The organism is Methylotenera sp. (assembly GCF_029945705.1).
GTDB lineage: Bacteria > Pseudomonadota > Gammaproteobacteria > Burkholderiales > Methylophilaceae > Methylotenera.
The window spans coordinates 86870-109057 of record NZ_JAQSDC010000040.1 but is presented as its reverse complement, the minus strand read 5'-3'; the positions used below and the strand labels follow the sequence as shown (position 1 = coordinate 109057).

General features: G+C 41.3%; 19 protein-coding genes. 8 read left to right on the top strand and 11 right to left on the bottom strand.

What is annotated here, in order from left to right:
• Positions 1-292: 292 nt before the first annotated feature.
• From PSU78_RS08845 to pip, 3 genes are read right to left on the bottom strand one after another with little or no spacing between them, the layout of a single operon-like run.
• Positions 293-1825, bottom strand: coding sequence for a tetratricopeptide repeat protein (locus PSU78_RS08845; protein ID WP_300387143.1), 1533 nt, complete (start codon positions 1823-1825; stop codon positions 293-295).
• Positions 1826-1879: 54 nt separating this feature from the next.
• The gene (locus tag PSU78_RS08840; protein WP_300387164.1) at positions 1880-3187 is read right to left on the bottom strand and encodes a YhjD/YihY/BrkB family envelope integrity protein; all 1308 of its coding nucleotides are present in this window, start codon (positions 3185-3187) and stop codon (positions 1880-1882) included.
• Between the two features lie 19 nt (positions 3188-3206).
• Positions 3207-4169 (bottom strand): prolyl aminopeptidase, encoded by a 963-nt coding sequence (gene pip / locus PSU78_RS08835; RefSeq protein ID WP_300387141.1) that lies wholly within the window; start codon positions 4167-4169, stop codon positions 3207-3209.
• Positions 4170-4456: 287 nt separating this feature from the next.
• Here pip and PSU78_RS08830 point away from each other — a divergent pair, with 287 nt between their 5' ends.
• From PSU78_RS08830 to PSU78_RS08805, 6 genes are all read left to right on the top strand, one after another.
• Positions 4457-6334 carry a PQQ-binding-like beta-propeller repeat protein gene (locus PSU78_RS08830; protein WP_300387139.1) on the top strand — a complete coding sequence of 626 codons (1878 nt, stop codon included), beginning with the start codon at positions 4457-4459 and terminating at the stop codon, positions 6332-6334.
• 294 nt (positions 6335-6628) lie between these two features.
• Positions 6629-7552: a quinoprotein dehydrogenase-associated putative ABC transporter substrate-binding protein gene (locus tag PSU78_RS08825; RefSeq protein WP_300387137.1), complete on the top strand. Its 924-nt coding sequence runs from the start codon at positions 6629-6631 to the stop codon at positions 7550-7552.
• Between the two features lie 134 nt (positions 7553-7686).
• The gene (locus PSU78_RS08820) at positions 7687-8247 is read left to right on the top strand and encodes a c-type cytochrome (RefSeq protein ID WP_300387135.1); all 561 of its coding nucleotides are present in this window, start codon (positions 7687-7689) and stop codon (positions 8245-8247) included.
• 253 nt (positions 8248-8500) lie between these two features.
• The gene (locus PSU78_RS08815; RefSeq protein ID WP_300387133.1) at positions 8501-9067 is read left to right on the top strand and encodes a c-type cytochrome; all 567 of its coding nucleotides are present in this window, start codon (positions 8501-8503) and stop codon (positions 9065-9067) included.
• Between the two features lie 219 nt (positions 9068-9286).
• A complete protein-coding gene (locus PSU78_RS08810; RefSeq protein ID WP_300387131.1) occupies positions 9287-9823 on the top strand; it encodes a c-type cytochrome in 537 nt (178 codons plus the stop codon).
• A gap of 91 nt (positions 9824-9914) precedes the next feature.
• On the top strand, positions 9915-11249 hold the full coding sequence (locus tag PSU78_RS08805; protein ID WP_300387129.1) for an NAD(P)/FAD-dependent oxidoreductase: 1335 nt from the start codon (positions 9915-9917) through the stop codon (positions 11247-11249).
• A 73-nt stretch (positions 11250-11322) separates the two neighbouring features.
• Here the strand turns inward: PSU78_RS08805 and lplT are convergent, their stop codons facing one another.
• The 8 genes from lplT to moaA form a co-directional block, all read right to left on the bottom strand.
• Positions 11323-12495 (bottom strand): lysophospholipid transporter LplT, encoded by a 1173-nt coding sequence (gene lplT / locus PSU78_RS08800; protein WP_300387127.1) that lies wholly within the window; start codon positions 12493-12495, stop codon positions 11323-11325.
• A gap of 119 nt (positions 12496-12614) precedes the next feature.
• Positions 12615-14012 carry a PhoH family protein gene (locus PSU78_RS08795; protein ID WP_300387125.1) on the bottom strand — a complete coding sequence of 466 codons (1398 nt, stop codon included), beginning with the start codon at positions 14010-14012 and terminating at the stop codon, positions 12615-12617.
• A gap of 61 nt (positions 14013-14073) precedes the next feature.
• Entirely contained in the window at positions 14074-14529 is a 456-nt protein-coding gene (locus PSU78_RS08790) for a peroxiredoxin (protein WP_300387163.1), read from the bottom strand.
• Between the two features lie 152 nt (positions 14530-14681).
• On the bottom strand, positions 14682-16145 hold the full coding sequence (locus PSU78_RS08785) for an ATP-binding protein (protein ID WP_300387123.1): 1464 nt from the start codon (positions 16143-16145) through the stop codon (positions 14682-14684).
• 32 nt (positions 16146-16177) lie between these two features.
• Positions 16178-16960 (bottom strand): energy transducer TonB, encoded by a 783-nt coding sequence (locus PSU78_RS08780; protein ID WP_300387121.1) that lies wholly within the window; start codon positions 16958-16960, stop codon positions 16178-16180.
• A 101-nt stretch (positions 16961-17061) separates the two neighbouring features.
• Positions 17062-18357, bottom strand: a complete 1296-nt coding sequence (glp, locus tag PSU78_RS08775) for a gephyrin-like molybdotransferase Glp (protein WP_300387119.1) — start codon at positions 18355-18357, stop codon at positions 17062-17064.
• A gap of 23 nt (positions 18358-18380) precedes the next feature.
• Entirely contained in the window at positions 18381-18980 is a 600-nt protein-coding gene (mobA, locus tag PSU78_RS08770; protein WP_300387117.1) for a molybdenum cofactor guanylyltransferase MobA, read from the bottom strand.
• Between the two features lie 36 nt (positions 18981-19016).
• Positions 19017-20066, bottom strand: coding sequence for a GTP 3',8-cyclase MoaA (moaA, locus tag PSU78_RS08765; RefSeq protein ID WP_300387115.1), 1050 nt, complete (start codon positions 20064-20066; stop codon positions 19017-19019).
• 85 nt (positions 20067-20151) lie between these two features.
• Here moaA and PSU78_RS08760 point away from each other — a divergent pair, with 85 nt between their 5' ends.
• Both PSU78_RS08760 and PSU78_RS08755 read left to right on the top strand, forming a co-directional pair.
• Positions 20152-20631: a formate dehydrogenase subunit gamma gene (locus tag PSU78_RS08760; protein ID WP_300387113.1), complete on the top strand. Its 480-nt coding sequence runs from the start codon at positions 20152-20154 to the stop codon at positions 20629-20631.
• Positions 20632-22188, top strand: a complete 1557-nt coding sequence (locus PSU78_RS08755) for an NADH-quinone oxidoreductase subunit NuoF (RefSeq protein ID WP_300387111.1) — start codon at positions 20632-20634, stop codon at positions 22186-22188.

Sequence of the window (22188 nt, the reverse complement as noted above, 5' to 3'; positions counted from 1 at the left end):
TAGTTATCCTGAAACTAGCTGAATATTGCTTTTGCCTACTCAAGAAAAGCAATAATCAAGCCACTCTTATGAGAATGGGCTAAGTTGTAAAATTAAGTAAAGTTAAAACTAAAATACTTCAAATAAATCAAAAGAGTAAGTGCTGCTATGGCCTATTCTGGTATTTAATTACTTTGAAGCTTTGTGCGATTCTACGATTATATCGTAGACGTCAAGTGTTCAATGTAAGACAGAAAAGTAGCTTATATTGACACATTTCGTGTATTTAATTTTGACATATTATTATCAACAATTAATAACTAGATTTAATAAAAATATTACCTTCTGGTTTTAAATCAAAAGCAATGCAGATGCGTTCTTCATTAGAGGTGAACGGAATCGTGCGGTGAAATAATGAGGATGGGAATAATACAATATCGCCCACGTTAGGGCTAGCAATGCCTACTGGGAAATTATTGTGTTTTTGCGGGTAATTATCACCATGCAAGCCATATTCAAAACAGCCTTCAGTAGGATCTCTTTTTTCTTTTGGTAAAACAAGGTATACCGCACCACTTATCCAGCCAACTTCATGAATGTGTCTTTCTAAATAGCCACCGCTTCGCAATCTTACATACCAAGAACTGGTAAATTCCAACTCTTTTGGGAAAGATTGAATCAGCTCACAATCTGCGCCTGAGAATTTATTTTTATAATTGAGAAATTCTTGCTTAACAATCTCACCTAGTTTTCTAAAGGAAGCTTCAGGTCGCTTGAATAAATTACCTGCAGATTGTTTGCCGTTGATAATCATGCCTTGGGCACGCACCTCTATTGCGGTGTTATTGATGTCGTTTAGTAGGTCTTTTAATAGCTGACTATCAGGCTCTGCCAACTCCGCAATACTGTGCTGGTAAACAAAATCAAAACCATTTTTGCAGAAATTATATTGATCTTCTAGGCCAAAATTGACCGCATGATGTGTAGAGAGGGTTTGTAGGAAAGGTGCGTTGTGTTTTTCATGGGTATGAATAATCTGATCTAGCTTGGTTTTAAATGCATCAAAATGTTCGGCTTTGTAAGTACAGTAAAGCGCACGCTCTTGCCAGTCATCAAGTTTTGATCGCTCCAAATAATCAACAGCTTCATCAAACCGTCCTGCAAGATATAAAAACTCGCCCATATTGTAGTTTGCGCCAGCATGGTTTTGGTTGAGTGCTAAGGTATCAAAGTAACACTTAATCGCATCCTCCATATTGCCTTGGTCACGGTAACACTCACCTAGGTAATTGTGTGCATCAGCATAGTTGGGAAACATTTTAATGGCTTGCTTAAAATGATGGATTGCTTCATCTAGCTTGCCTTCATCTCTAAGTGCAGTACCAAGGTTAAAGTGACCTCTTGGGTCTTCGTGAATAGTAAGTGCTTCACGGTAGCTAGCTACGGCCTCTTCAAGCCTTCCCTGTTTTTGTAGCACTGTACCTAAGTTGCCATGTGCCTCAAAAAAGCCAGCTTGCAATGCGATGGCGTTGCGATAGCTGGCTTCAGCTTCTTTAAATCTATTGAGGTTAGTTAAGGTAATGCCTAAGTTGAAATGCAAATCTGGCGTATTAGGCTGTATGGTCAGCGCTTTTGAGTAGTTCTCAGCGGCTTCATTAAATTTGGATAAGCCGTCTTGAGAAATCCCTAATATTTGGTAGAGAATAAAAGTATTAGCGTAGCGAGTGACTAATTTTTTAGCGGCGGCTTCTGCTTCAGCAAGTTTGCCAGCATTGAATAAGCTCAATACAGGTTGCATTTCAAGCTGACTGGGTTGCGGGGCGAATGATGAAGCTGGTTTTGCCATGATATGAGTAATACCGCTAGTTTGATAATTTAGGCTATTTTAGAGCAAAATTAATTAACTTACATCTGTGTTACTTTGTATTTGTAATCTAGTCGCCATTTGACGTAAGAATTTCATGGCTACTTTAGGTTCGTCTAAAAGTAGCGTTTCAATATTATCTGGGTAAATGAGAATCACGTCGGCTTGTTTCGAACTTACCGCTGCGTCTACAATCGCTGGCGTATTGGTGAGCATCGCCATTTCACCAAAGTATTCCCCAGCTTCTATTGTGCGTAGGAGCCTGCCATTTTTCAGCAACTGCACCTGACCGCTCACCAAGTAGTGCAGATTGCGAGTTAAATCGCCTTGCTTAAAAATGAACTCACCTTGCTGATAGCTTCTGCCATAACGCTGCATTAGCTTTTCTAAGTAATTCGTTTGAGATTTAGATTGCGGCTCTTGTGGATTGTCTGAGAACAATCCTTTTAATATCAGCACGTCTTTTTTGCGTAATGTAGCAATGAGCTCTGTGCCAAGTAAAAATACTGAAAAATTAAAATACAACCAAGTAATTGAGATGAATAGATTTTTCATGCTGCCGAATACCGAGCCGTAAGATTCATTGAGCGATAAGTAAAAGGTGAATGCTGGACGCATCAATAACCACAGCACGGCTGTGAATAGGGCGCCAATCAAAATATGTTTCAGGTTTAATCGAACGGGAAAAAATACAAAATAAAAAGCAGCTATCAGCAGCGTGGTTAGTGCTAGTGAGGTAAGTGCAGCAATAATGTCGTATTGAAAGAACTGGTGATTTGCGCCCAAAAAGGTAATCACTTTTTCTAACATAAGACCCGCAAAGGTAAACAGAAAGAATAATACCAACATGCCGATGACCGCGATGACATCTTTCAGCTTGCGACGAATATAGGATGGTGCTTCAATTAATGTAGCGATGGTGTAAAAGCTGGTTCGCATTGCGCTTGCTAGCGGTGTCACTGTCCAAAGCAGCACAAATAGCCCTGCAGCACCCCAAACGGCCTTTTGTTGCGCTGTGTTGTAAACCTCTACCATGATCGCGCTGCTAAATTTTGGTACTAAGTTGCCTGTAATGATGGCAAGTTTGACCACTGCGTAATCTGAGGTAAATACTAAGTGGCTAAGCAGAAAGAACAAAAGTAACACCAATGGAATCAACGCGAACATCGCATAAAATGATAACGAAGCCGATAAACCTAATACGTTATGCCGCCGAAAAGCACCAAGCATTTCATGCAATACAAACAGCGGCGTGCTGTAACGCTGCTTTTCATATGCTTCAAGCGGCTTGTTGATGGCGCTTTGTAGGCTTGATTGCTGCTTGGTGTTGGTTTCTTCTTTCATCATTTATTGAGTATGCAACCTATCTATTGAATGATTTGAATTTTTCAGTCGCTGCAACCAAAGCCGAGGTAACGCCAGTTTCCATTGCTGAATGTCCCGCATCTTCAACCATGTGAAAACTAGCATGCGGCATCGCTTGGCTAAGCTCCCAAGCGGTAATCGGAGGGCATACCATATCGTAGCGACCCTGAACAATGTCTGTTGGAATATGCCCCAGCTTGGCTTTTGCTTCAGCTAATAAGTCGCGCTGACCAACAAAACAGTTATTCTGTATGTAATGTATTTGTACTCTAGCGCGTGCAAGCTCAACTTCTCCGTTCACCTCACTGCTTGGCGAAGCTGGTCTAGGCAGTAAACTCATAATGCTACTTTCAAATGTATTCCAGCGAATGGCGGCTGGAATGCTACTCTTCGTATCATCGGAGAAAACAAGCTGCTCGTATGCTTCTATAGGGTTATGCCTTTTATTGGCGGGTAAGTATGCGCATAAAGATTCCCACGGCTCTGGAAAGAACGCCTGTACTTGTCCTAAAAACCAATTAAGCTCGGAAGGGCGACTTAAGAAAATGCCGCGCAGTATTAAGCCCGCTACTCTATCTGTATGCTGTAAGGCATAAGCCAAAGCTAAGGTGCTGCCCCATGAGCCGCCAAATACCAACCACTTATCAATGTTTAGTGCTGCACGAATTGTATCAATATCGTTGACTAAATCATCTGTAGTATTTTGCTCAATCTCACCTTGTGGTTTGCTTCTACCGCAACCGCGCTGGTCAATTAAGATAATGCGATAGTGTGCGGGGTCAAAAAAGCGACGTTGCGTAGGGCTGCATCCACTACCAGGACCACCATGTAAAAAAACGACAGGACTTCCTTTGGGATTTCCACAAACTTCATAATAGATTTCATGAAGATTTCCTGCTTTTAAAGTGAATTTCTCAAAATTATTGACTTCAGGATACAAATTGTAAGTTTTATTTTGCATAACAAAAAATATGCTTTCTAATTGATTTTAAATGACTTTTAAGAAATATTAACACTATCCAGCCTAACGCTAAACACTTATTTTAAAAAATGTAGAACTAATTGTAAGTAAATTGTAACTAATGTATTGCAATTCGTGTGTGACTAGAATATAGTGCTGTACGCACATGAGAATGTGATGAGAAATAGTATCAATTAGTTGCTAGAAAATTTGAGATAACATCAAAAACTTCAACAAGTAAAAGAGATTATTTATAAACCCTTAGTAGTTCAACTTTGGAGATTAATATGCAAATCAACAAGATCAAATTAGCATTAGGTTTGGTTGCAGGTCTTTCAGCGGCAATGCCAATGATCGCTTCAGCAGCAGCAGACCAAGAAGCAGCAATTAAAAATAGTAATAACTGGGCAGCACCGCGCGGTGACTACACAAACCAAGCACACAGTGCATTGGCACAAGTGAACAAAGGTAACGTAAAAAACCTTAAAGCAGCATGGACATTCGCTACTGGTGTAAACCGTGGTCACGAAGGTTCACCAGTTGTTGTTGGTAACATGATGTATGTACATACAGCATTCCCAAACAACGTATACGCTCTTGACTTAAACGACAATCAAAAAATCGTATGGTCATATTTCCCAAAACAAGATCCATCAGTACAAGCTGTACTATGTTGCGATAACGTTTCACGTGGTTTAGGCTACGGCGACGGTAAAATCTATCTACAACAAAATGATGGTAACTTGGTTGCTTTAGACGCTAAAACTGGCGCTAAAGTATGGTCTACATTAGTTAACGATCCAAAAGTTGGTGCTACAAACACTAACGCTCCACACGTGATCAAAGACAAAGTGTTGACTGGTTGTTCAGGTGCTGAATTTGGTGTTCGTTGCTTTATCGCTGCTTACAACTTAAAAGACGGTTCATTGGCATGGAAAGCATACTCAACAGGTCCAGATTCTGAAGTGTTGATCGGTGCAGATTTCAATAAAGAAAATCCACAATACAGTGCATTGTCAGTTTACCAAGATGTAAACGGTGGTAACAAACAAGGCGGTTCTTTCGCAGCATTGCCAAATGACCAAATCAAAATTGGTGAAAAAGATCTTGGTACACGTACATGGTTAAAACCACAAGCAGTTAAAGATGGTTGGCAACATGGTGGTGGCTCTGTATGGGGCTGGTGGCCGTATGATGCACGTACAAACTTGGTTTACTACGGAACAGGTAACCCATCAGTTTGGAACCCAGATGTACGTCCAGGCGATAACAAATGGTCTATGACTATATTTGCACGTGATTTAGATACAGGCGTTGCAAAATGGGGCATGCAAATGACTCCACATGATGAGTGGGATTATGATGGTATTAACGAAGTAATCTTGTTCGACAAAGGTGGTAAAACATACGCTTGGCACCATGACCGTAACGGTTTTGCTTACACTTGGAATGCTGCAAACGGTACATTGATTGCTGCTGAAAAAGTACACCCATTCGTAAACTGGGCTTCTAGCGTTGATTTGAAAACAGGCGTGCCTAAAAAACTTGCTACAGCTTCAACTCACCAAGATTACAATGCTAAAGGCGTTTGCCCAGCTGCATTGGGTACTAAAGATCAACAACCAGCGGCTTACTCACCAAAAACTGGTTTAATTTACACTCCATTGAACCACGTATGTATGACATACGAGCCAGTTGAGTCTAAATATGTTGCTGGTCAACCATGGGTTGGTGCTACATTGACTATGTTTGCTGGTCCTGACGGTGTTATGGGTGGCTTCGGCGCTTATGATCCAATGACTAACAAAAAAGTTTGGTACAACAAAGAGAAATTCTCTGCTTGGGGTGGTGCTTTAACTACTGCTTCAAACTTGGTATTCTACGGAACTCTTGATCGTTGGTTCAAGGCTGTTGATGCTCAATCAGGTAAAGAACTTTGGAAATTCCAAGTGGGTTCTGGCGTGATTGGTAATGCATTCACATACGGCTTAAAAGGTAAACAATACGTTGGTACACTATCAGGTATCGGTGGCTGGGCTGGCGTTGCGATGAACCTTGGTATGACTAACCCAACAGATGCTTTAGGCGCTGCTGGTGGTTATGCTGAATTAACAAAATACAACGCGGCTCCTGGCGGCGGTGCATTAACAGTATTCAGCCTATAATTTAATCGTAAGATTAAATTGTAACTAAATACAAGTTAGTTCAAATGTAATACTAAAAACACCCCGACTTGTCGGGGTGTTTTTTTATGTTTAATACAAATAATCTGAATCAATATCGGGGTATTTTATTGATATAAAACTGCTTATAAAGCAGCAAATTAGTTACAATAATGAGTTGTTTGAAATGCGACTTCTGTAAGGGCTAAAAGATAAGAACTTTTTTATCAGCCAAGTACTCTATAGCAATAAGGCGGTTATTAATAAACTGCATATTTGAAAATTAAGGAATAAATAATGTTGAAGCATGTTAAGAAGCAATTAGGCTTGACGTTACTGTTAGCCATTACAGCAAACATCAGTTATGCAGCAGATCCTGATATCCCAACTCTTAGTGCTGATGAAGGTCGTATCGGCGAGGTTCGACGTGTTGTAGATGAGTCAGAGTTTAAAGTATGTGCGGATCCAGAAAATTTGCCATATTCAGATATTAAAAAACAAGGATTTGAAGATAAAATCGCTGAGTTGTTAGCCAATGATCTAGGCAAGAAACTTACTTATACCTATGCATATAGTCGCCAAGGCTTCTTCAGAAATACCTTAGGTGCTAACCGCTGCGATGTGGTTATTGGTACCGTTTCAGATGACGACATGATGAGAACATCTAAACCATACTACCGTACAGGTAATGTCTATGTGTGGCGTAAAGATAGCAATTACAATATTACAGATTGGTCATCACCAGATCTACATAAGGGTTTTATTGGGGTAGTTGACCACAGCCCTGCAACAATCCCTATGGATGCACATGGATTGATAAGTAACGCTCGTCCATATCGTATGCAGCGTGATTTAAATTTACCCGCTAGTTTTATGATTGATGATTTGGCTAAAGGTGATATTGATATTGCGATTGCTTGGGGCCCAATAGGTGGTTATTATGCAAAACAATCAAAAGTCCCTATGGTGGTTGTGCCTGTTCCTGAATATGAAACACAAAATGCTAAAGGTAAAGAATACTGGAATATTTCAGTCGGCGTACGTAAAAAAGATAAAGATCGTATGGCAATGATTCAAGGTGCTTTAGATAGGAACCAAGATAAAATTATGAAAATTTTAGATGAATATTCAATTCCGCATGTGCCAGTAGTAGAAGGCGATAGCTTGATGAATTCATATAAAAAGTATGGTGCCAACGTTAAGAAAGAAGAAGGCAATTAATTAAGATTTGAAGTAAGGTTAGCAATTGCTTGGTTGAGTTATATCAACCAAGCATTTTTTATATGTTAGATGTACAAATGTAACAATGTGCTTATGCGCACTAGTAGCGATTTTTATTCAATCAGGGAGATAGCATGTTAGGTTTTAAATCAATTAAAGCTGCTTTATTAATTTCAATGCTTGGTTTTGTTGGCTTAACAGCTACGACGCAGGCTAGTGCAGCTTGTAATTTAGTTTCAACAAAAGATGGAACATCGCTTGCTGTAAAAGCTTTAGATACAGACACACCAGAAGCCAAATCATTTTTAGAAACGTGCATTAATCCTTATACAAAAGCTTATGCAGAAAATCATGATTTGATTAAAGCGGGCGGTAAAAAGTTATTTGGATATAACGGTTGCTCAGGTTGCCACGGCGGTAAACTAGAAGGCGTCATGGCTCCAGCCTTAAATAAACAAGGTGGACAAGGTGCCTATGACACTAAATGGGTTTATGCTAAAAACTCTACTGATAAGGGCATGTTTGAAACAATCGCCGCAGGTACACCAGGAATTTCAGGTGGTTTAATGCCAGTTTGGCATGTACAACAGCCAGATAAAGTGGGTGATGGTTTGTCAACAGATGAAATTTTAAAAATCATTGCTTACATCCGTACCGAATACAAAGGCGATGGTGAAAAAGATTGGATGAAGTAACTTTTAACTAAGTTACTATTAAGTAAGTTACTTCATGAGTCGGAAGATTGACTAAGCTGTAATTAATTCAGCAGCTAATGTATAATCGCAACCGCTGTTTTATGTAACTAAGCAATGGCAACAATAATTACTAACGTAGTATTTGAAATTGAAGTGTCAACCAATTAAATAATAAGTACGTTAGATGAAAACACGTTCAGTAATGCGTTTGCAAAAATGATCGTAGCAAAATTCATTACAATAAGGAGATGATATGTTAGGTTTTAAATCAGTTAAAGCTGCGTTATTAATTTCAATGCTTGGTTTTGTGGGTTTAACTGCAACAACACAAGCAAGCGCTGCTTGTAATTTAGTTTCAACAAAAGATAGTTCACCGCTAGCAGTAAAAGCACTTGATACTGATACTCCAGAAGCTAAAGAGTTTTTGGCAACTTGCAAAAATCCGTATACAGCTAAATATGCAGCTGACCCAGCTGCGGCACTTGCAAAAGACGGTGGTAGACATGTGATGACTTACAATGGCTGTACAGGTTGTCATGGTGGTAATTTAGGCGGTTTGATGGCACCTTCTCTTGTTAAAAATGGTGGTACAGGCGCTTTTGATACAAAATGGGTGTATGCGAAAGATTCAACTGACAAAGGCATGTTTGAGACTATTTCTGCTGGTACACCAGGAGTTTCTGGTGGTTTAATGCCTGTTTGGCATGCACAGCAGCCAGAACATGTAGGCGATGGCTTATCAACAGATGACATCTTAAAAGCAGTTGCTTATATTCGTACTGTCTATAAAGGCGATGGCGAAAAAGATTGGTTGAAATAACTCAATAAAATTAGTGGGTTAGCAATCTCACTGATATTAAAACGTAGTGCTGTAATAACTTAAACGGCTGCTGTATAATTACAGTAGCCGTTTTTTATGCTTCAGACTAGACTAGTCATAGGTGATAAAGCCATGGTGGAGATGATTGTTTAAAGTTAAAACTTGTTAGTATTAGGGCTTAGAAGTCAGAGCTCATAATTTAGAATCGGGAGATTAGAAATGGGTAAAAGTAAGTTTAGTTTAGTATTGATTTTAATGTTAATGGCATTAAGTGCTTGTGACAAAAAAGCCTCGACTGGCGCTGGTGCAACTGCTCCAGCTGATGCAGGTGGCCCTGCGATTAGTTTTGTTGATACACAAGAGGGTAAACCTTTAGTAATTGATGCAAAGTTGTTTGATACTCCAGCAGCAAAAGAATTTTTAGCGACAGGTAAGAACCCATACATCGGTAATGCAGATGCCATTGCCAAAGGTAAAAAAGTTTTTGGTCTTTATTCATGTACACAGTGCCATGGTCCAGAAGCAAAAGGTCAAGTTGGTCCTGGTTTAGTAGGCCCTACTTTCCGTTATCCTAAAGATGCAACGAACAAAGGTATGTTTGAAACAATCTGGCATGGTACAAATGGCGGTATGGGTGCAAAAGGTCTTGGTTTAATGGATCCTACTGATCCTAAAAATGGTATTACGCCTGATGAACTGCTGAAAGTTCAAGCTTGGATTCGTAGCATGGGTACTGGTTTGACAGGTAACGAGTAATTATCTGAATGGTTTTATAACGCGCTTGCTGTTGTTCAGCAGGCGCGTTTTTATTTTAAGCTTTTGATATTAAGTATTGATTGGGATGGCTATGGATAATAAAAATCAAAATAGTTTGCATCATGTTGTGATTGTTGGTGGTGGTGCTGGTGGTCTAGAGTTGGCAACTAAACTTGGCGACTCTCTAGGCCGCAAAGGTAAGGCTATGATTACGCTTATCGATAAAACAAAAACCCATGTATGGAAACCGCTACTGCATGAAATTGCAGCGGGCAGTATGGATCCTGATAAGCATGAATTAAATTATCTTGCACAGGCGCATTGGCATCATTTCAAGTTCCGTTTAGGCAGCATGGATAACCTTGATAGAGCGAAGCGTGAGATATCTATTTCACCTTATTTTGATGAGGATGGTCAGGAAGTTATCCCGCGTCGTACCGTGCAGTACGATACATTGATTATTGCAGTTGGTAGCACAACGAATGACTTTGGTGTTAAAGGCGCGAGTGAGTATTCCATTGCTTTAGATACTCAAGACCAAGCTGAAAAGTTTCATAGGCGCTTACACAATGCGCTTGTGCGTGCACAAACTCAGCTTGCACCAGTGCATGCTGGTCAGTTAGAAGTAGTGATAGTCGGGGCGGGAGCTACAGGCGTTGAGCTATCAGCCGAGTTACATAATACGACACGTGAACTAGCTGCTTATGGACTAGATAAAATTAATCCAGATCGTGATATTCAAATTTCATTAATTGAAGCTAATACTCGTGTGCTGCCTGCGCTTCCATCTAAGCTTTCTAACTCTGTTGAGCTAGAGCTTAGCAAGCTACGTGTGCATCTATACACAGGGGAGCGTGTAACAGAGGTGACAGACAAAGGGGTGCATACCCATAGCGGCCGCTTTATTCCGTCAGTATTAGTCGTATGGGCGGCAGGTATTAAAGCTCCAGACTTTTTGCGTGAAATTGATGGCTTAGAGACTAACCGTATCAACCAGCTTGTAGTGAACCGAACATTGCAAACCACGTTAGATGAGAATATTTTTGCTTTTGGTGATTGCGCAGCTTGCCCATGGACTGGTAATGCGGGTGAGAGCGTGCCACCACGTGCGCAAGCGGCACATCAGCAAGCTTCAGTGTTGATTAAATCAGTCAAGTGTCGTGTGGTGGGTAAATCTGAGCTGCCAGAGTTTACTTACCGAGATTATGGATCTTTGGTCAATTTAGGTAACTACACTACGGTTGGAAACTTAATGGGCTCACTTTCTGGTAGCAGTTTATTTATTGAAGGCTTATTCGCTAGGTTAATGTATCAGTCACTTTATAAAATGCATTTGATGGCTTTGCATGGTTTTTGGAGTACTGCATTGCAAACGTTAGCCCGCACTATAACCAGGCGATCTGAATCGCAAGTGAAGCTTCATTAAGTATTTTAATCAATAAAAAAGGTCGCCATGGCGACCTTTTTTATTGATTAAATATTTGTTCGGAATGACAACCTTAGCATTTTGTCTTGGTATGTTTTAAGTACAGCTTATAAATAACTGCCATACTAATACTCACAAACGCGCCAAAGATGATGATAATAATGTTAATTGGTAAGTTCTCATGCACCATCAACGTGTAGATGCCTAGCAATACAAGAATACCAATATTTTCATTGAAATTTTGCACCGCAATGGAATGTCCTGCGCCAAGTAAAGTATGCCCTCTATGCTGCAGTAACGAGTTTAGCGGTACCAAGAAATAACCCGCTAGAACACCAATACAGAACAACACAACGGCCGCGACTTCGGGTGACTCAACCAGTATCATACCCATGACCAAAATGCCCATGAGTATGCCTGCTGGTAAAACTTTGACTGCGTTTTCTAATTTAACAAACATGGATGCACCAACTGAGCCGATGGCAATGCCAACGGCTAATATGGCAATCAGTTTTGTTGCTGATTGTTCATCTAGGCCTAGTTTTAAGCCTGCCCAGCGTAGTACCACAAATTGTAATGTTGCACCTGCACCCCAAAATAAAGTAGTCACAGCCAATGATACTTGGCCTTGTGGGTCTCGCCATAGCGTAGTAAAGGCGTGCCAAAAATCCTTTAGAAGAGAAATTAAATCACGTTTAGGCATTTTGTGATCGATAGGTACTTTTGGAATGTAATAGTTGAAGCCTGCCGCCAATAGATAAATTAAGGTAATAATAGCAATACCGAAATATGGATCGTGCGCTGAAATGCTTGAACCAAATACTGGCCCTAAAATAATTGCCGTGACAGTAGTCCCTTCCATCCAAGCATTGGCTTTAATCAGCTGATGGTGAGGCAGCATTTCTGTCAAAATTCCATATTTTGCAGGCGAGTAAGCCGCTGCACCAATGCCGACAATAGCGTATACATATAAGGGTGGCAAGCCTAATAAGGCTAACGAACAGCCTATAAACTTTATACCGTTACTTAAAAACATGACCTTACCCTTGGGTAGGGCATCAGCGAAGGGCCCTACAAATGGCGCCAAAACGATGTATGCGATGACAAAGAATTCACGTAATAAAGGTTCGTGCCATTCAGGCGCATTGAGTTTCGAAAGTAAAGCGATGGAAGCGAACAGTAAAGCGTTATCAGCAACGGCAGATAAGAACTGAGCAATTAATAGGGTATAAAAACCTTTGGTCATGTTATTCCATTTCTAAATCAACCCTGACTTTTCGACTTCGCCTTGATGAACTTTACCTTGTGGTATTACAGTATAGTTAGTGGCGAGTCTACGAGTCATGGTGGAGTTATTAATAGAACTTATAAAGCTTCAGTTGCGAAGTCGGCTAAACGAGAGCGTTCACCACGTTGTAGCGTAATGTGCCCGTTGTGGCGCCAACCCTTAAATCGATCCACCACGTAGGTGAGACCTGAGCTACCCTCAGTTAAATATGGCGTATCGATTTGTGCGATGTTGCCTAAACAAACCACTTTAGTGCCTGGACCTGCACGTGTAATCAGCGTTTTCATTTGTTTAGGTGTTAAGTTCTGAGCTTCATCGATGATTAAGAACTTATTTAAGAATGTACGCCCGCGCATGAAGTTGAGTGATTTCACCTTGATGCGGCTACGAATTAAATCTTGCGTTGCGGCACGTCCCCATTCACCAGCATCTTCATCGCTTTTATTTAGCACTTCTAAATTATCATCCAGCGCGCCCATCCAAGGGCCCATTTTTTCTTCTTCAGTACCCGGTAAAAAGCCAATATCTTCACCGACAGAAACCGTCACACGCGTCATAATGATTTCAGAGTAGATCTTTTTATCAAGTACCTGTGTGAGTGCAGATGCTAATGTGAGCAATGTTTTACCTGTACCCGCTTGGCCTAATAGGCTGACAAAATCTACTTCTGGATCCATCAATAAATTGAGCGCGAAATTCTGTTCGCGATTGCGTGCATTAATGCCCCAAACATTGTGTTTAGGCTGCATGTGATCTTTAACAACCTCTAATACTGCGATGTTACTATCAACACTGCGCACTAAGGCGTGGAATGGTTTTTCATACTCGTAATAAACAAATTCATTTACTAGAAATGACTTACATAAAGGCCCGCTAATGCGGTAGAACATGCGGCCAGCTTCTTGCCACGACTCCATTGCTTTACTGTGATTTTCCCAGAAGTCAGCAGGTAACTCCTTCATGCCACTGTATAAAAGATCACTATCTTCAAGTACTTTGTCATTAAAGTAATCTTCCGCAGGCATACCCATTGCACGGGCTTTAATGCGGATGTTGATGTCTTTACTGACTAGAATTACTTGGCGGCTTGGTTGACTTTTTTGCAAATCCAGCACGACGGCTAGAATCTGGTTGTCTGCTTTTAGACCTGCAAGCCCTGGTAGTTCTGTGGTTACTTGTAGTGTTTGTACAAATAAACGTCCTGTTAGATGGCGATTACCATTTACATTCAGCGGGCAACCTAGTTCAAGATTAGTTAAGTCTGTACCTACAATTTCTTCTAAGTTACGGCTTGCCTGACGAGCGTTACGGGCAACTTCAGTAAGCCCCTTTTTGTTGTTATCAAGTTCTTCTAATGTCACCATCGGGAGAAAAATGTCATGCTCTTCAAAGCGAAACAAGCTAGAAGGATCGTGTATTAATACGTTGGTATCAAGTACAAAAAGCTTGGTAGCATTTAGCGATTTTTTTGCCATTACATTCTTTCTAATTGTGAGTGATAAATGAATTTGTAAGATTTAATTAAGTCAGTTGATGCTAAATAGTTTTAATGAAGTTAAGCACCTCTGCGGCATGACCCTCTACCTTAACGCCGCACCACTCTTTGATAAGCTTACCATTTTTGTCGATAACAAAAGTGCTGCGTTCTATACCGCGTAGCTGTTTGCCGTACATATTCTTCATTTTCATGACGCCAAATAGAGAGCAAGCAAGCTCTTCGGTATCCGCTAGTAGCTCAAATGGAAAGCTAAATTTTGCTTTAAAATTTTCATGCGACTTTAAGCTGTCTCTAGAGATGCCAAAAATCTCAGTATTCAGATTCTGAAAGTCGGGATAAGCATCCCTGAATTGCATACCTTGAGTAGTACAGCCTGGTGTCGAATCTTTGGGGTAAAAGTAGATGATGAGATTTTTACCAAGAAATTGAGATAACTGAAAAGTCACACCGCTTGTTGCGGGCAACTGAAAGTCTGGAACTGCTTTGTCGAGTATTAGTGTATCGGTCATATTGTCTACCTCCATTGTTGATAAAAAGCCTGAAATAGGCAATAGGATATGCAAAGAATTATCAATATTTAGCCGTAAATTGAAAATTAAATATTGATGGGTATTAGATTTTTACGAATGAGATTTGAATAAGGGTTTTAATTGATAGATAAGTTCAACGTTTTAGGCAGCAGAATAGTGATGGCCGTACCACCTTCATGACGTGCTTCAAACTTTAACTCTCCTGCTAATACGTCACATACTTTAAAAGCAAACGGAATGCCTATACCCGTGCCAAATCTTTTGGTAGTTGGCGCGCTTATAGCGCTAGGATCTGGCGTAAATGGCATGCCGCAGCCTTGATCTAGTAGTGATAAGGTATATTTTTTTGGTGCTACTTTTAGCGTAATTTCTATGCTGCTATTTTTACTAGAAGCATCAATCGCATTTAATATTAAGTTGTAAATGACTTGCTCTAGTAAATGCTGGTCTGTGTAGATGGCACTCGTTTTTGGCCAGTTTGGCAGGATGAACTGAATCGACTTCTCTCTTATTTTTTGTTGCAGAGGCGCCAGTGCGCCATTCACGATTTCTTGTAAACTAGTATTTTCTGGCTGTGGTTTTAGCGGCAATAAATAAGCCAATAATGCGCCTGTCCAGCGTTCCAATCTATCTACAGTATCAATAATGCCGCGTAACGATAAGCGCGTTTCGGTATCGTGTTCTGGGTCATCCATCACCTGCGCCGTAGCACGTATGCTAGCTAAAGGGTTGCGAATGTTATGTGCCAGCATCGGCACCAATAGGCCTTGTGCTGCTTGTTTTTCAGTGCGTACTAATGTTTCTTGGCTAATGGCTAACTTGTCGGCCATCTCATTAATGGCATTTGATACTGCGGCTAACTCTACGATACCTACTTCTGGAGCCTTATGTGTAAGATTGCCTGCACTAATCTCAGAGGTGGCTTTTAATACATTGTTGAGTGGTTTTACGATGGCACGCTTAAGAAATATGCGTGAGAATAAGAGTAGCAATACCGCTAACACTAAAGGAATAATCAATAAAATCACCGATGTGCGTTTGCTTGCTTTAAGCTGACTATCAAGCTCAATTTGTTTTTGATTGAGTAGTCTTTCAGTGCGCGCGAGTATTTCCTCATAGCGTTTAAATAAGCCAGTTTCAATTTCGGTATTTAAAGCGTGTTTTACAGAGTCGCTGTTGGTTGCTCGGTATTGGTCAAATAGTCTGGGGGTTTCAACAACGAATTTTTTATAATTCTCATGCAAGTCATTAATGGCCGCTTTTTCAGCTTCGCTTACGGTGATTTTTTTTAATTGTGCAAAATGTGCTTCAACAGTAATGGTGAAGTTGTCGTACTCGGCACGTGCGCCTGAGTCATCTAAAAAGTAAGCGTCAAATAACTCTTTCATTTGACGATACAAATCTCCACGAGTTTGTTGTACCTCAGTGACAAGCGAGCTTATTCGGCTAGCCTCTTGACTGGATTTTTCCCACAAGTGAATGCCAATGGCACCCGCTGTTGCAGCCAATATAATGAGTAAAATAAAGGCTACTTCATGAATCAGCAATAAATCTTTTAGAGATTTGTTTTTTTTAATCATGCTGGCAAGTTATTTGTGATGAGGCTTGAAAACTACTGTTCTTCAAGTTTAAATGGAATAGGCACTTTGATGCTGAAGTTACTACCGCGTAACGCTTCTGGTGGCGCTGGGAAGGGGGCGGCTTTTTCAACCATTTCTAAGGCTTGTTTATCTAAGCTCTCAAAACCGCTTGATTGAATGATTTTTTTTGATTTAAGTTTTCCGTTGCCATCAAGTTGCAACTCGACGATAGCCTCACCTTGCCAACCACGCATTTGTGCAATACGAGGGTATTGTTTATGTTTGCCAATCGCACCCCAAAGTGTATTGCCATATCTGCCGCGAGCATCATCAACGTCTTCTTGACTGGGTGCTGTAGTTTTCGGTGGCTCTGGTGTTGCTATAGGTGCAGGCGGCATAGGAGATGGCGCTGCATCCACCTTAGGAGCCACTGCAATGACTTCTGTTTGATGAGTCACTGCTGGCGGTGGCGGGGCAGCGGGCGTAGGTTCATTTTTCACTACGGTTGGCGTTGGTAAAGGTTTGGTGATGGGTTTAAGCTCAGGCTTGGGTTCTATTTTTGGTTTAATCGGCTCAGGCTCTGCTTTGACAGGCTCGGGTATAACTACAGGCAATGGTTCAGGTTTTTTACTCAATTCAACGGTTAATAAAACTGGTTTTTTAACAGCATCAAATTTAACATTGGGAATAATAAATGCGAGCAAAATATGCAGCAAGATCGAGCACACAATCGCCCATATAAGCGTGTTGCTATTAGCCTTGATTACACCAGATTGACTGTGATTGGAATGATTGACGGCGATGTTCAAAGACAAAAATATTCCAAATAGTTAGTAAAGTGATGACAAAAAATCGCTAAAGGATTTTAAGTTAATTGAAAATTATACAACAAGCTGGTCACGAATTTAAAAAGCAATTAAACCAGTCCGTCCAACACTTGCACTTGTACTATAGCGCCTGCGTCTAGGTTGCCAACTGATTCATCAAGAACAATAAAACAGTTTGCTAATGACATGGAGCTTAAAATTGCCGAGCCTTGTGCGCCCGTTGGTTTAACTTTCCATAGTCCATCAATATCAGCGAATAATATGCCGCGTTGAAATTCCGTGCGCCCTGTTTGTTTTTTAATATTTTCAGTACATACAACATTAAATGTGGGTAATGGTGCAGGGTTGGTTTGCCCCATTAACACTAGCATGGCTTCACGTACAAATTGATAAAACGTGACCATCACGGCAACTGGATTGCCAGGTAAGCCGAAATAATGTGCATCGTGGTTTGTTTGAAGGCCTGCTTGGATTTTGCCGTAAGCTAAAGGGCGTCCAGGCTTCATCGCGACTTTCCAAAACATGACTTGACCGTGTTTAGCTAGTAGCTGCTTCATATAATCAGCCTCACCCACAGAAACGCCGCCGCTAGTAATGACGACATCAGCTTGACTTGCCGCGCTCAGCAAAGTCTTTTCAAGCAACTCTAGGTCATCAGCAATTGCGCCCATATCGATGATTTCAACGCCAAGGCGGTTTAGCATACCATAAAGTGTGTAGCGGTTACTGTCGTATACTTGACCCTCTTGCAAGGGCTTACCAATACTGGCTAATTCATCGCCTGTGGAGAAAAAAGCCACTTTCAGCTGGCGATATACACTCACTTCGCCAATCCCAAGTGAAGCGATTAAACCTAAATCAGCTGCACGCATCATGTGACCTGCAGCTAACACTATTTTGCCTAGTTGCAAATCTTCACCTGCGTAACGCACGTTCGCTTTTGGTTTTGGCGCTTCTGTAAAGCGAATCAAGTTGCCTTCAACTTTTACCCGCTCCTGCATAATGACTGTGTCTGCGCCTTTGGGCATCATGCCGCCCGTCATAATGCGTACGCATTCCCCAGATTGAATGCCATCGACAAATGCTTTGCCTGCAAAGGCTGAACCCATTACTTTCAATTCGGTAGACTGACTAATGTCTGCAGAATTAAACGCATAGCCGTCCATGGCTGAGTTATCATAATTGGGTACGTTGGCTGGTGACAGTATATCTGCAGCCAGTACGCGACCTAAACTTTCGCGAAGCGGTAAAACTTCAGTCGCGATGACAGGGCTTAAAAACTGTTTGATGAATTGCCGCGCTTTAGCCACAGGCATGGAGTTTGGATCGTAGTCATCCATACAGCTAGGGTTGGAAATGATTTCAGATAGTGAAGTGTCTACCATTTTTTAAAGCTCATTTTTAAAGTTCATTTTGAATAATTAATTTCACTCAATTTTAGTTCTAATGCCGCTAAATCTTCAAGCGTATTTAGGTTCGTAAAGGCTTCGTTGCAATCACTAAAATCAACTTCAATGTATTGTTGGATTTTTTGCCAAGCGCTCACGCGGCGCTCACCTTGCTGTAGATAAGCAGTAAGAGAGGGCAGCGTAGTTTTTTTGCACAAACAAAATACAGGATGAGTGCTGCCGTCACTAGTCGCTACGGCAATCTCTGCCTTGTGTTCAACTAGCGCTGCCATTAGGCGTTGTGCTAAATCAATTGGCAATAATGGCGAGTCGCAAGGTACGGTAAGTACATAGTCATGCTTGGCGTTTTGCAGGCCCAAACTAAATCCAGCTAACGGCCCTAGAAAATCCTCCACTTCATCTTGCAATACGGAGTATCCAAAAGCTTGGTAGGAAGGAAGCTCTCGATTGGCATTGATGAGTATTTCATCAACTTGCGGTGTTAGGCGTTCAATGACGTGTTGAATGAGAGGCTTGTTTTGTAAAAGTACCAAGCCTTTGTCTACACCATTCATACGAGTAGCGCGGCCGCCTGAAAGGATAATGGCTGAAATGGGCATGTGTACTTAATTAGGAGATGCGTTATTGAAGTAAAGCTAGCCGCCTGTGTGCGACATAAACCTTATCACCGCAGGTTCTGCTCGACGTAAATCAAAGTCATGACCTTTAGGTTTGATTGTCATGCTGGCTAGAATGGCGTCGATAATCGCTTGGTCATTATTTGGGTTTGCACGTAAAAGCGGCATTAAATCAACTTTATCTTCTTGACCTAAACATAAGTAAAGTTCGCCTTTGCAGGTAATACGTACGCGGTTGCAGCTTTCGCAAAAGTTATGGCTGTGTGGTGAAATAAAGCCAATCTTGGTGTTGGACTTACCATTATTATCGGCCACTCGCCAATAACGTGCTGGGCCGCCAGTCGTTTCTGTGCTGGCGATAAGTGGATACTCACTTTGGAGTATTTTAAGAGTTTCTTCATTGCTGCAAAATGTTGATTCTCTTGTGTGGTCTACTTCGCCTAAAGGCATTTCTTCAATGAATGAAATATCGATTGCTTCATCGATAGCAAATTTTACCAATGACAGTGCTTCATCATCATTCATACCGCGCATGAGTACGGTGTTTAATTTGATATTTTCAAAGCCTGCTTGTTTGGCTGCTTGTATACCGCGCAATACTTTATCCAGCTCGCCAGTGCGCGTAATTTTCTTAAAGCGCTCTGCATTGAGGCTATCCACACTAATGTTAATGCGTTTCACGCCTGCGTTTTTTAAATCTTGGGCTTGCTTCTCTAGCTGGCTTCCGTTGGTAGTGAGTACTAACTCATTGAGCCCTTCAAGTTTGCCAACCTCTTCAAAAAGCCATAAGGCATTTTTACGTACTAATGGTTCACCGCCTGTAATACGTACTTTGCTCACGCCTAACTCAACAAATATTTTAACGAGCCGCGCGCACTCTTCAAGACTTAATACTTCATCGCGCGGTAAAAATGTCATGTCTTCTGACATGCAATAGACACAACGAAAATCGCAGCGATCAGTAATAGATAGGCGAATGTAATCTACTGTGCGACCAAATTGGTCTATCAGCTTTTTTTGCGGATGTTGAGTAAGTATTTTTGATGAATTAAGCACTTTTTTAGCCATTGCTTGTCGAATTGGTAACGATTTAACAAGTGTATTATACTAATGCGTATATGAATATAATGTTAGATGTTTTGGAGAGAATAAGTTGCAAGATTTACAATCAAAACAAGATTTAGATGCCAAATTAGGCGCATTGATTAGTGAGCATCAGCACATGCCGGGTGCGCTCATGCCGCTATTGCACGCCATTCAGGATAATATTGGATATGTGCCAGAATCTTCTTATTCTCAGATTGGTCGGGCGCTGAGTTTATCTGTGGCTGAGGTTCATGGGGTGGTGACTTTTTATCATCATTTTCGTACGCACAAACCAGGTCGGCATGTGATGCAAATTTGTCGTGCTGAATCTTGCCAATCTATGGGTTCTGAAGCATTGGAGGCACATGCTAAAAAGTGCTTGAATGTGGATTATCACCAAACGACTTCTGATGATGCGATTACGCTCGAGGCCGTGTACTGCTTAGGTAATTGTGCGCTTTCACCTGCTGTGATGATGGATGAAGAGGTGTATGGTCGTGTTTCTGCTGAAGATTTAGATGCATTGATTGCAGAGGCAAAGGCTTAAATGATGACAACTCCTAATATCAGTACTAAAGTATATATTCCTCGCGATTCTAGCGCGCTTTCAATGGGCGCTGAAAAGGTGGCTGCTGCGATTGCTCAGGAAGCAAAAAAACGCGGTTTAGAAATAACTATTATCCGTAATGGCTCTCGTGGCCTTTATTGGCTAGAAACAATGGTTGAGGTGGCAACTGAGCAAGGTCGTGTTGCTTATGGCCCCGTTAAAGCCAAAGACGTCCCTTCACTATTTGACGCAGATTTCTTACAGGCTAAGACTCACCCTTTGAGCTTAGGTTTAACCGAAGAGATTGATTGGTTAAAAAAACAACAGCGTCTAACATTTGCGCGCGTTGGCATTACCGACCCAGTTTCTTTAGATGATTATATTGCGCACGATGGTTATAAAGGGCTCAAGAAAGCGCTTACGCTATCAGGGGCTGAAATTGTTAAAGCCGTCACAGACTCAGGCCTGCGTGGTCGCGGTGGCGCGGCTTTCCCAACTGGCATTAAATGGAATACCGTATTAGGTTGTAAGTCTGACCAAAAATACATTGTATGTAATGCGGATGAAGGCGATTCAGGTACATTTTCAGATCGTATGATTATGGAAGATGACCCGTTTGTGCTGATTGAAGGCATGACGATTGCGGGTGTAGCAGTAGGCGCAACCCAAGGCTATATTTATTTGCGTAGTGAGTACCCACATGCCCTGAAAGCTTTGAATGAGGCGATTGTTAAGGCCGAGGCAGCTGGATATTTAGGCGAAAATATTTGTGGTTCAACGCATACTTTTAACTTAGAAGTTCGTCGCGCAGCTGGTGCTTATGTATGTGGTGAAGAAACTTCATTACTCGAGAGCTTGGAAGGTAAGCGAGGCTTAGTGCGATTTAAACCGCCACTACCAGCAATCGAAGGTTTGTTCGGTAAACCTACTGTTGTTAATAATGTCATTTCACTTGCGACTGTGCCCATTATTTTAGATAAAGGTGCACAATATTACGCGGATTATGGCATGGGTCGTTCACGCGGTACTTTGCCTATTCAGTTGGCTGGTAATTTAAAGCATGGCGGGTTGGTTGAGCTTGCATTTGGTATTACCTTGCGTGAGCTGTTATATGATTACGGTGGTGGTTCAGCTACAGGTAAGCCGATTCGCGCAGTGCAAGTCGGTGGGCCCTTAGGTGCATTTTTGCCAGAAAGTCAATTCGATACCCCCTTAGATTACGAAGCATTCAATAATATTTGGGCAGTTTTAGGCCACGGCGGTATCGTCGCTTTTGATGATACGGTCGATATGGCGAAAATGGCACGTTATGCATTTGAATTCTGCGCGATTGAGTCATGCGGAAAATGTACACCATGCCGCATAGGTTCAACCCGTGGCGTTGAGGTCATTGATAAAATTATCGCAGGCACGGACACTGTAAAGAATATTAAGTTGGTGCGCGATTTAAGTGACACTATGTTGAATGGTTCTCTATGTGCATTGGGTGGCATGACGCCATATCCAGTATTGAGCGCAATGAATCATTTCCCTGAAGATTTCGGAATAGCTAAGTAG

Coding starts and splice junctions, on each gene's coding strand:
- PSU78_RS08845 (WP_300387143.1), bottom strand. CDS start 1,825: ATGGCAAAACCAGCTTCATCATTCGCCCCGCAACCCAGTCAGCTTGAA.
- PSU78_RS08840 (WP_300387164.1), bottom strand. CDS start 3,187: ATGAAAGAAGAAACCAACACCAAGCAGCAATCAAGCCTACAAAGCGCC.
- pip (WP_300387141.1), bottom strand. CDS start 4,169: ATGCAAAATAAAACTTACAATTTGTATCCTGAAGTCAATAATTTTGAG.
- PSU78_RS08830 (WP_300387139.1), top strand. CDS start 4,457: ATGCAAATCAACAAGATCAAATTAGCATTAGGTTTGGTTGCAGGTCTT.
- PSU78_RS08825 (WP_300387137.1), top strand. CDS start 6,629: ATGTTGAAGCATGTTAAGAAGCAATTAGGCTTGACGTTACTGTTAGCC.
- PSU78_RS08820 (WP_300387135.1), top strand. CDS start 7,687: ATGTTAGGTTTTAAATCAATTAAAGCTGCTTTATTAATTTCAATGCTT.
- PSU78_RS08815 (WP_300387133.1), top strand. CDS start 8,501: ATGTTAGGTTTTAAATCAGTTAAAGCTGCGTTATTAATTTCAATGCTT.
- PSU78_RS08810 (WP_300387131.1), top strand. CDS start 9,287: ATGGGTAAAAGTAAGTTTAGTTTAGTATTGATTTTAATGTTAATGGCA.
- PSU78_RS08805 (WP_300387129.1), top strand. CDS start 9,915: ATGGATAATAAAAATCAAAATAGTTTGCATCATGTTGTGATTGTTGGT.
- lplT (WP_300387127.1), bottom strand. CDS start 12,495: ATGACCAAAGGTTTTTATACCCTATTAATTGCTCAGTTCTTATCTGCC.
- PSU78_RS08795 (WP_300387125.1), bottom strand. CDS start 14,012: ATGGCAAAAAAATCGCTAAATGCTACCAAGCTTTTTGTACTTGATACC.
- PSU78_RS08785 (WP_300387123.1), bottom strand. CDS start 16,145: ATGATTAAAAAAAACAAATCTCTAAAAGATTTATTGCTGATTCATGAA.
- glp (WP_300387119.1), bottom strand. CDS start 18,357: ATGGTAGACACTTCACTATCTGAAATCATTTCCAACCCTAGCTGTATG.
- mobA (WP_300387117.1), bottom strand. CDS start 18,980: ATGCCCATTTCAGCCATTATCCTTTCAGGCGGCCGCGCTACTCGTATG.
- moaA (WP_300387115.1), bottom strand. CDS start 20,066: ATGGCTAAAAAAGTGCTTAATTCATCAAAAATACTTACTCAACATCCG.
- PSU78_RS08755 (WP_300387111.1), top strand. CDS start 20,632: ATGATGACAACTCCTAATATCAGTACTAAAGTATATATTCCTCGCGAT.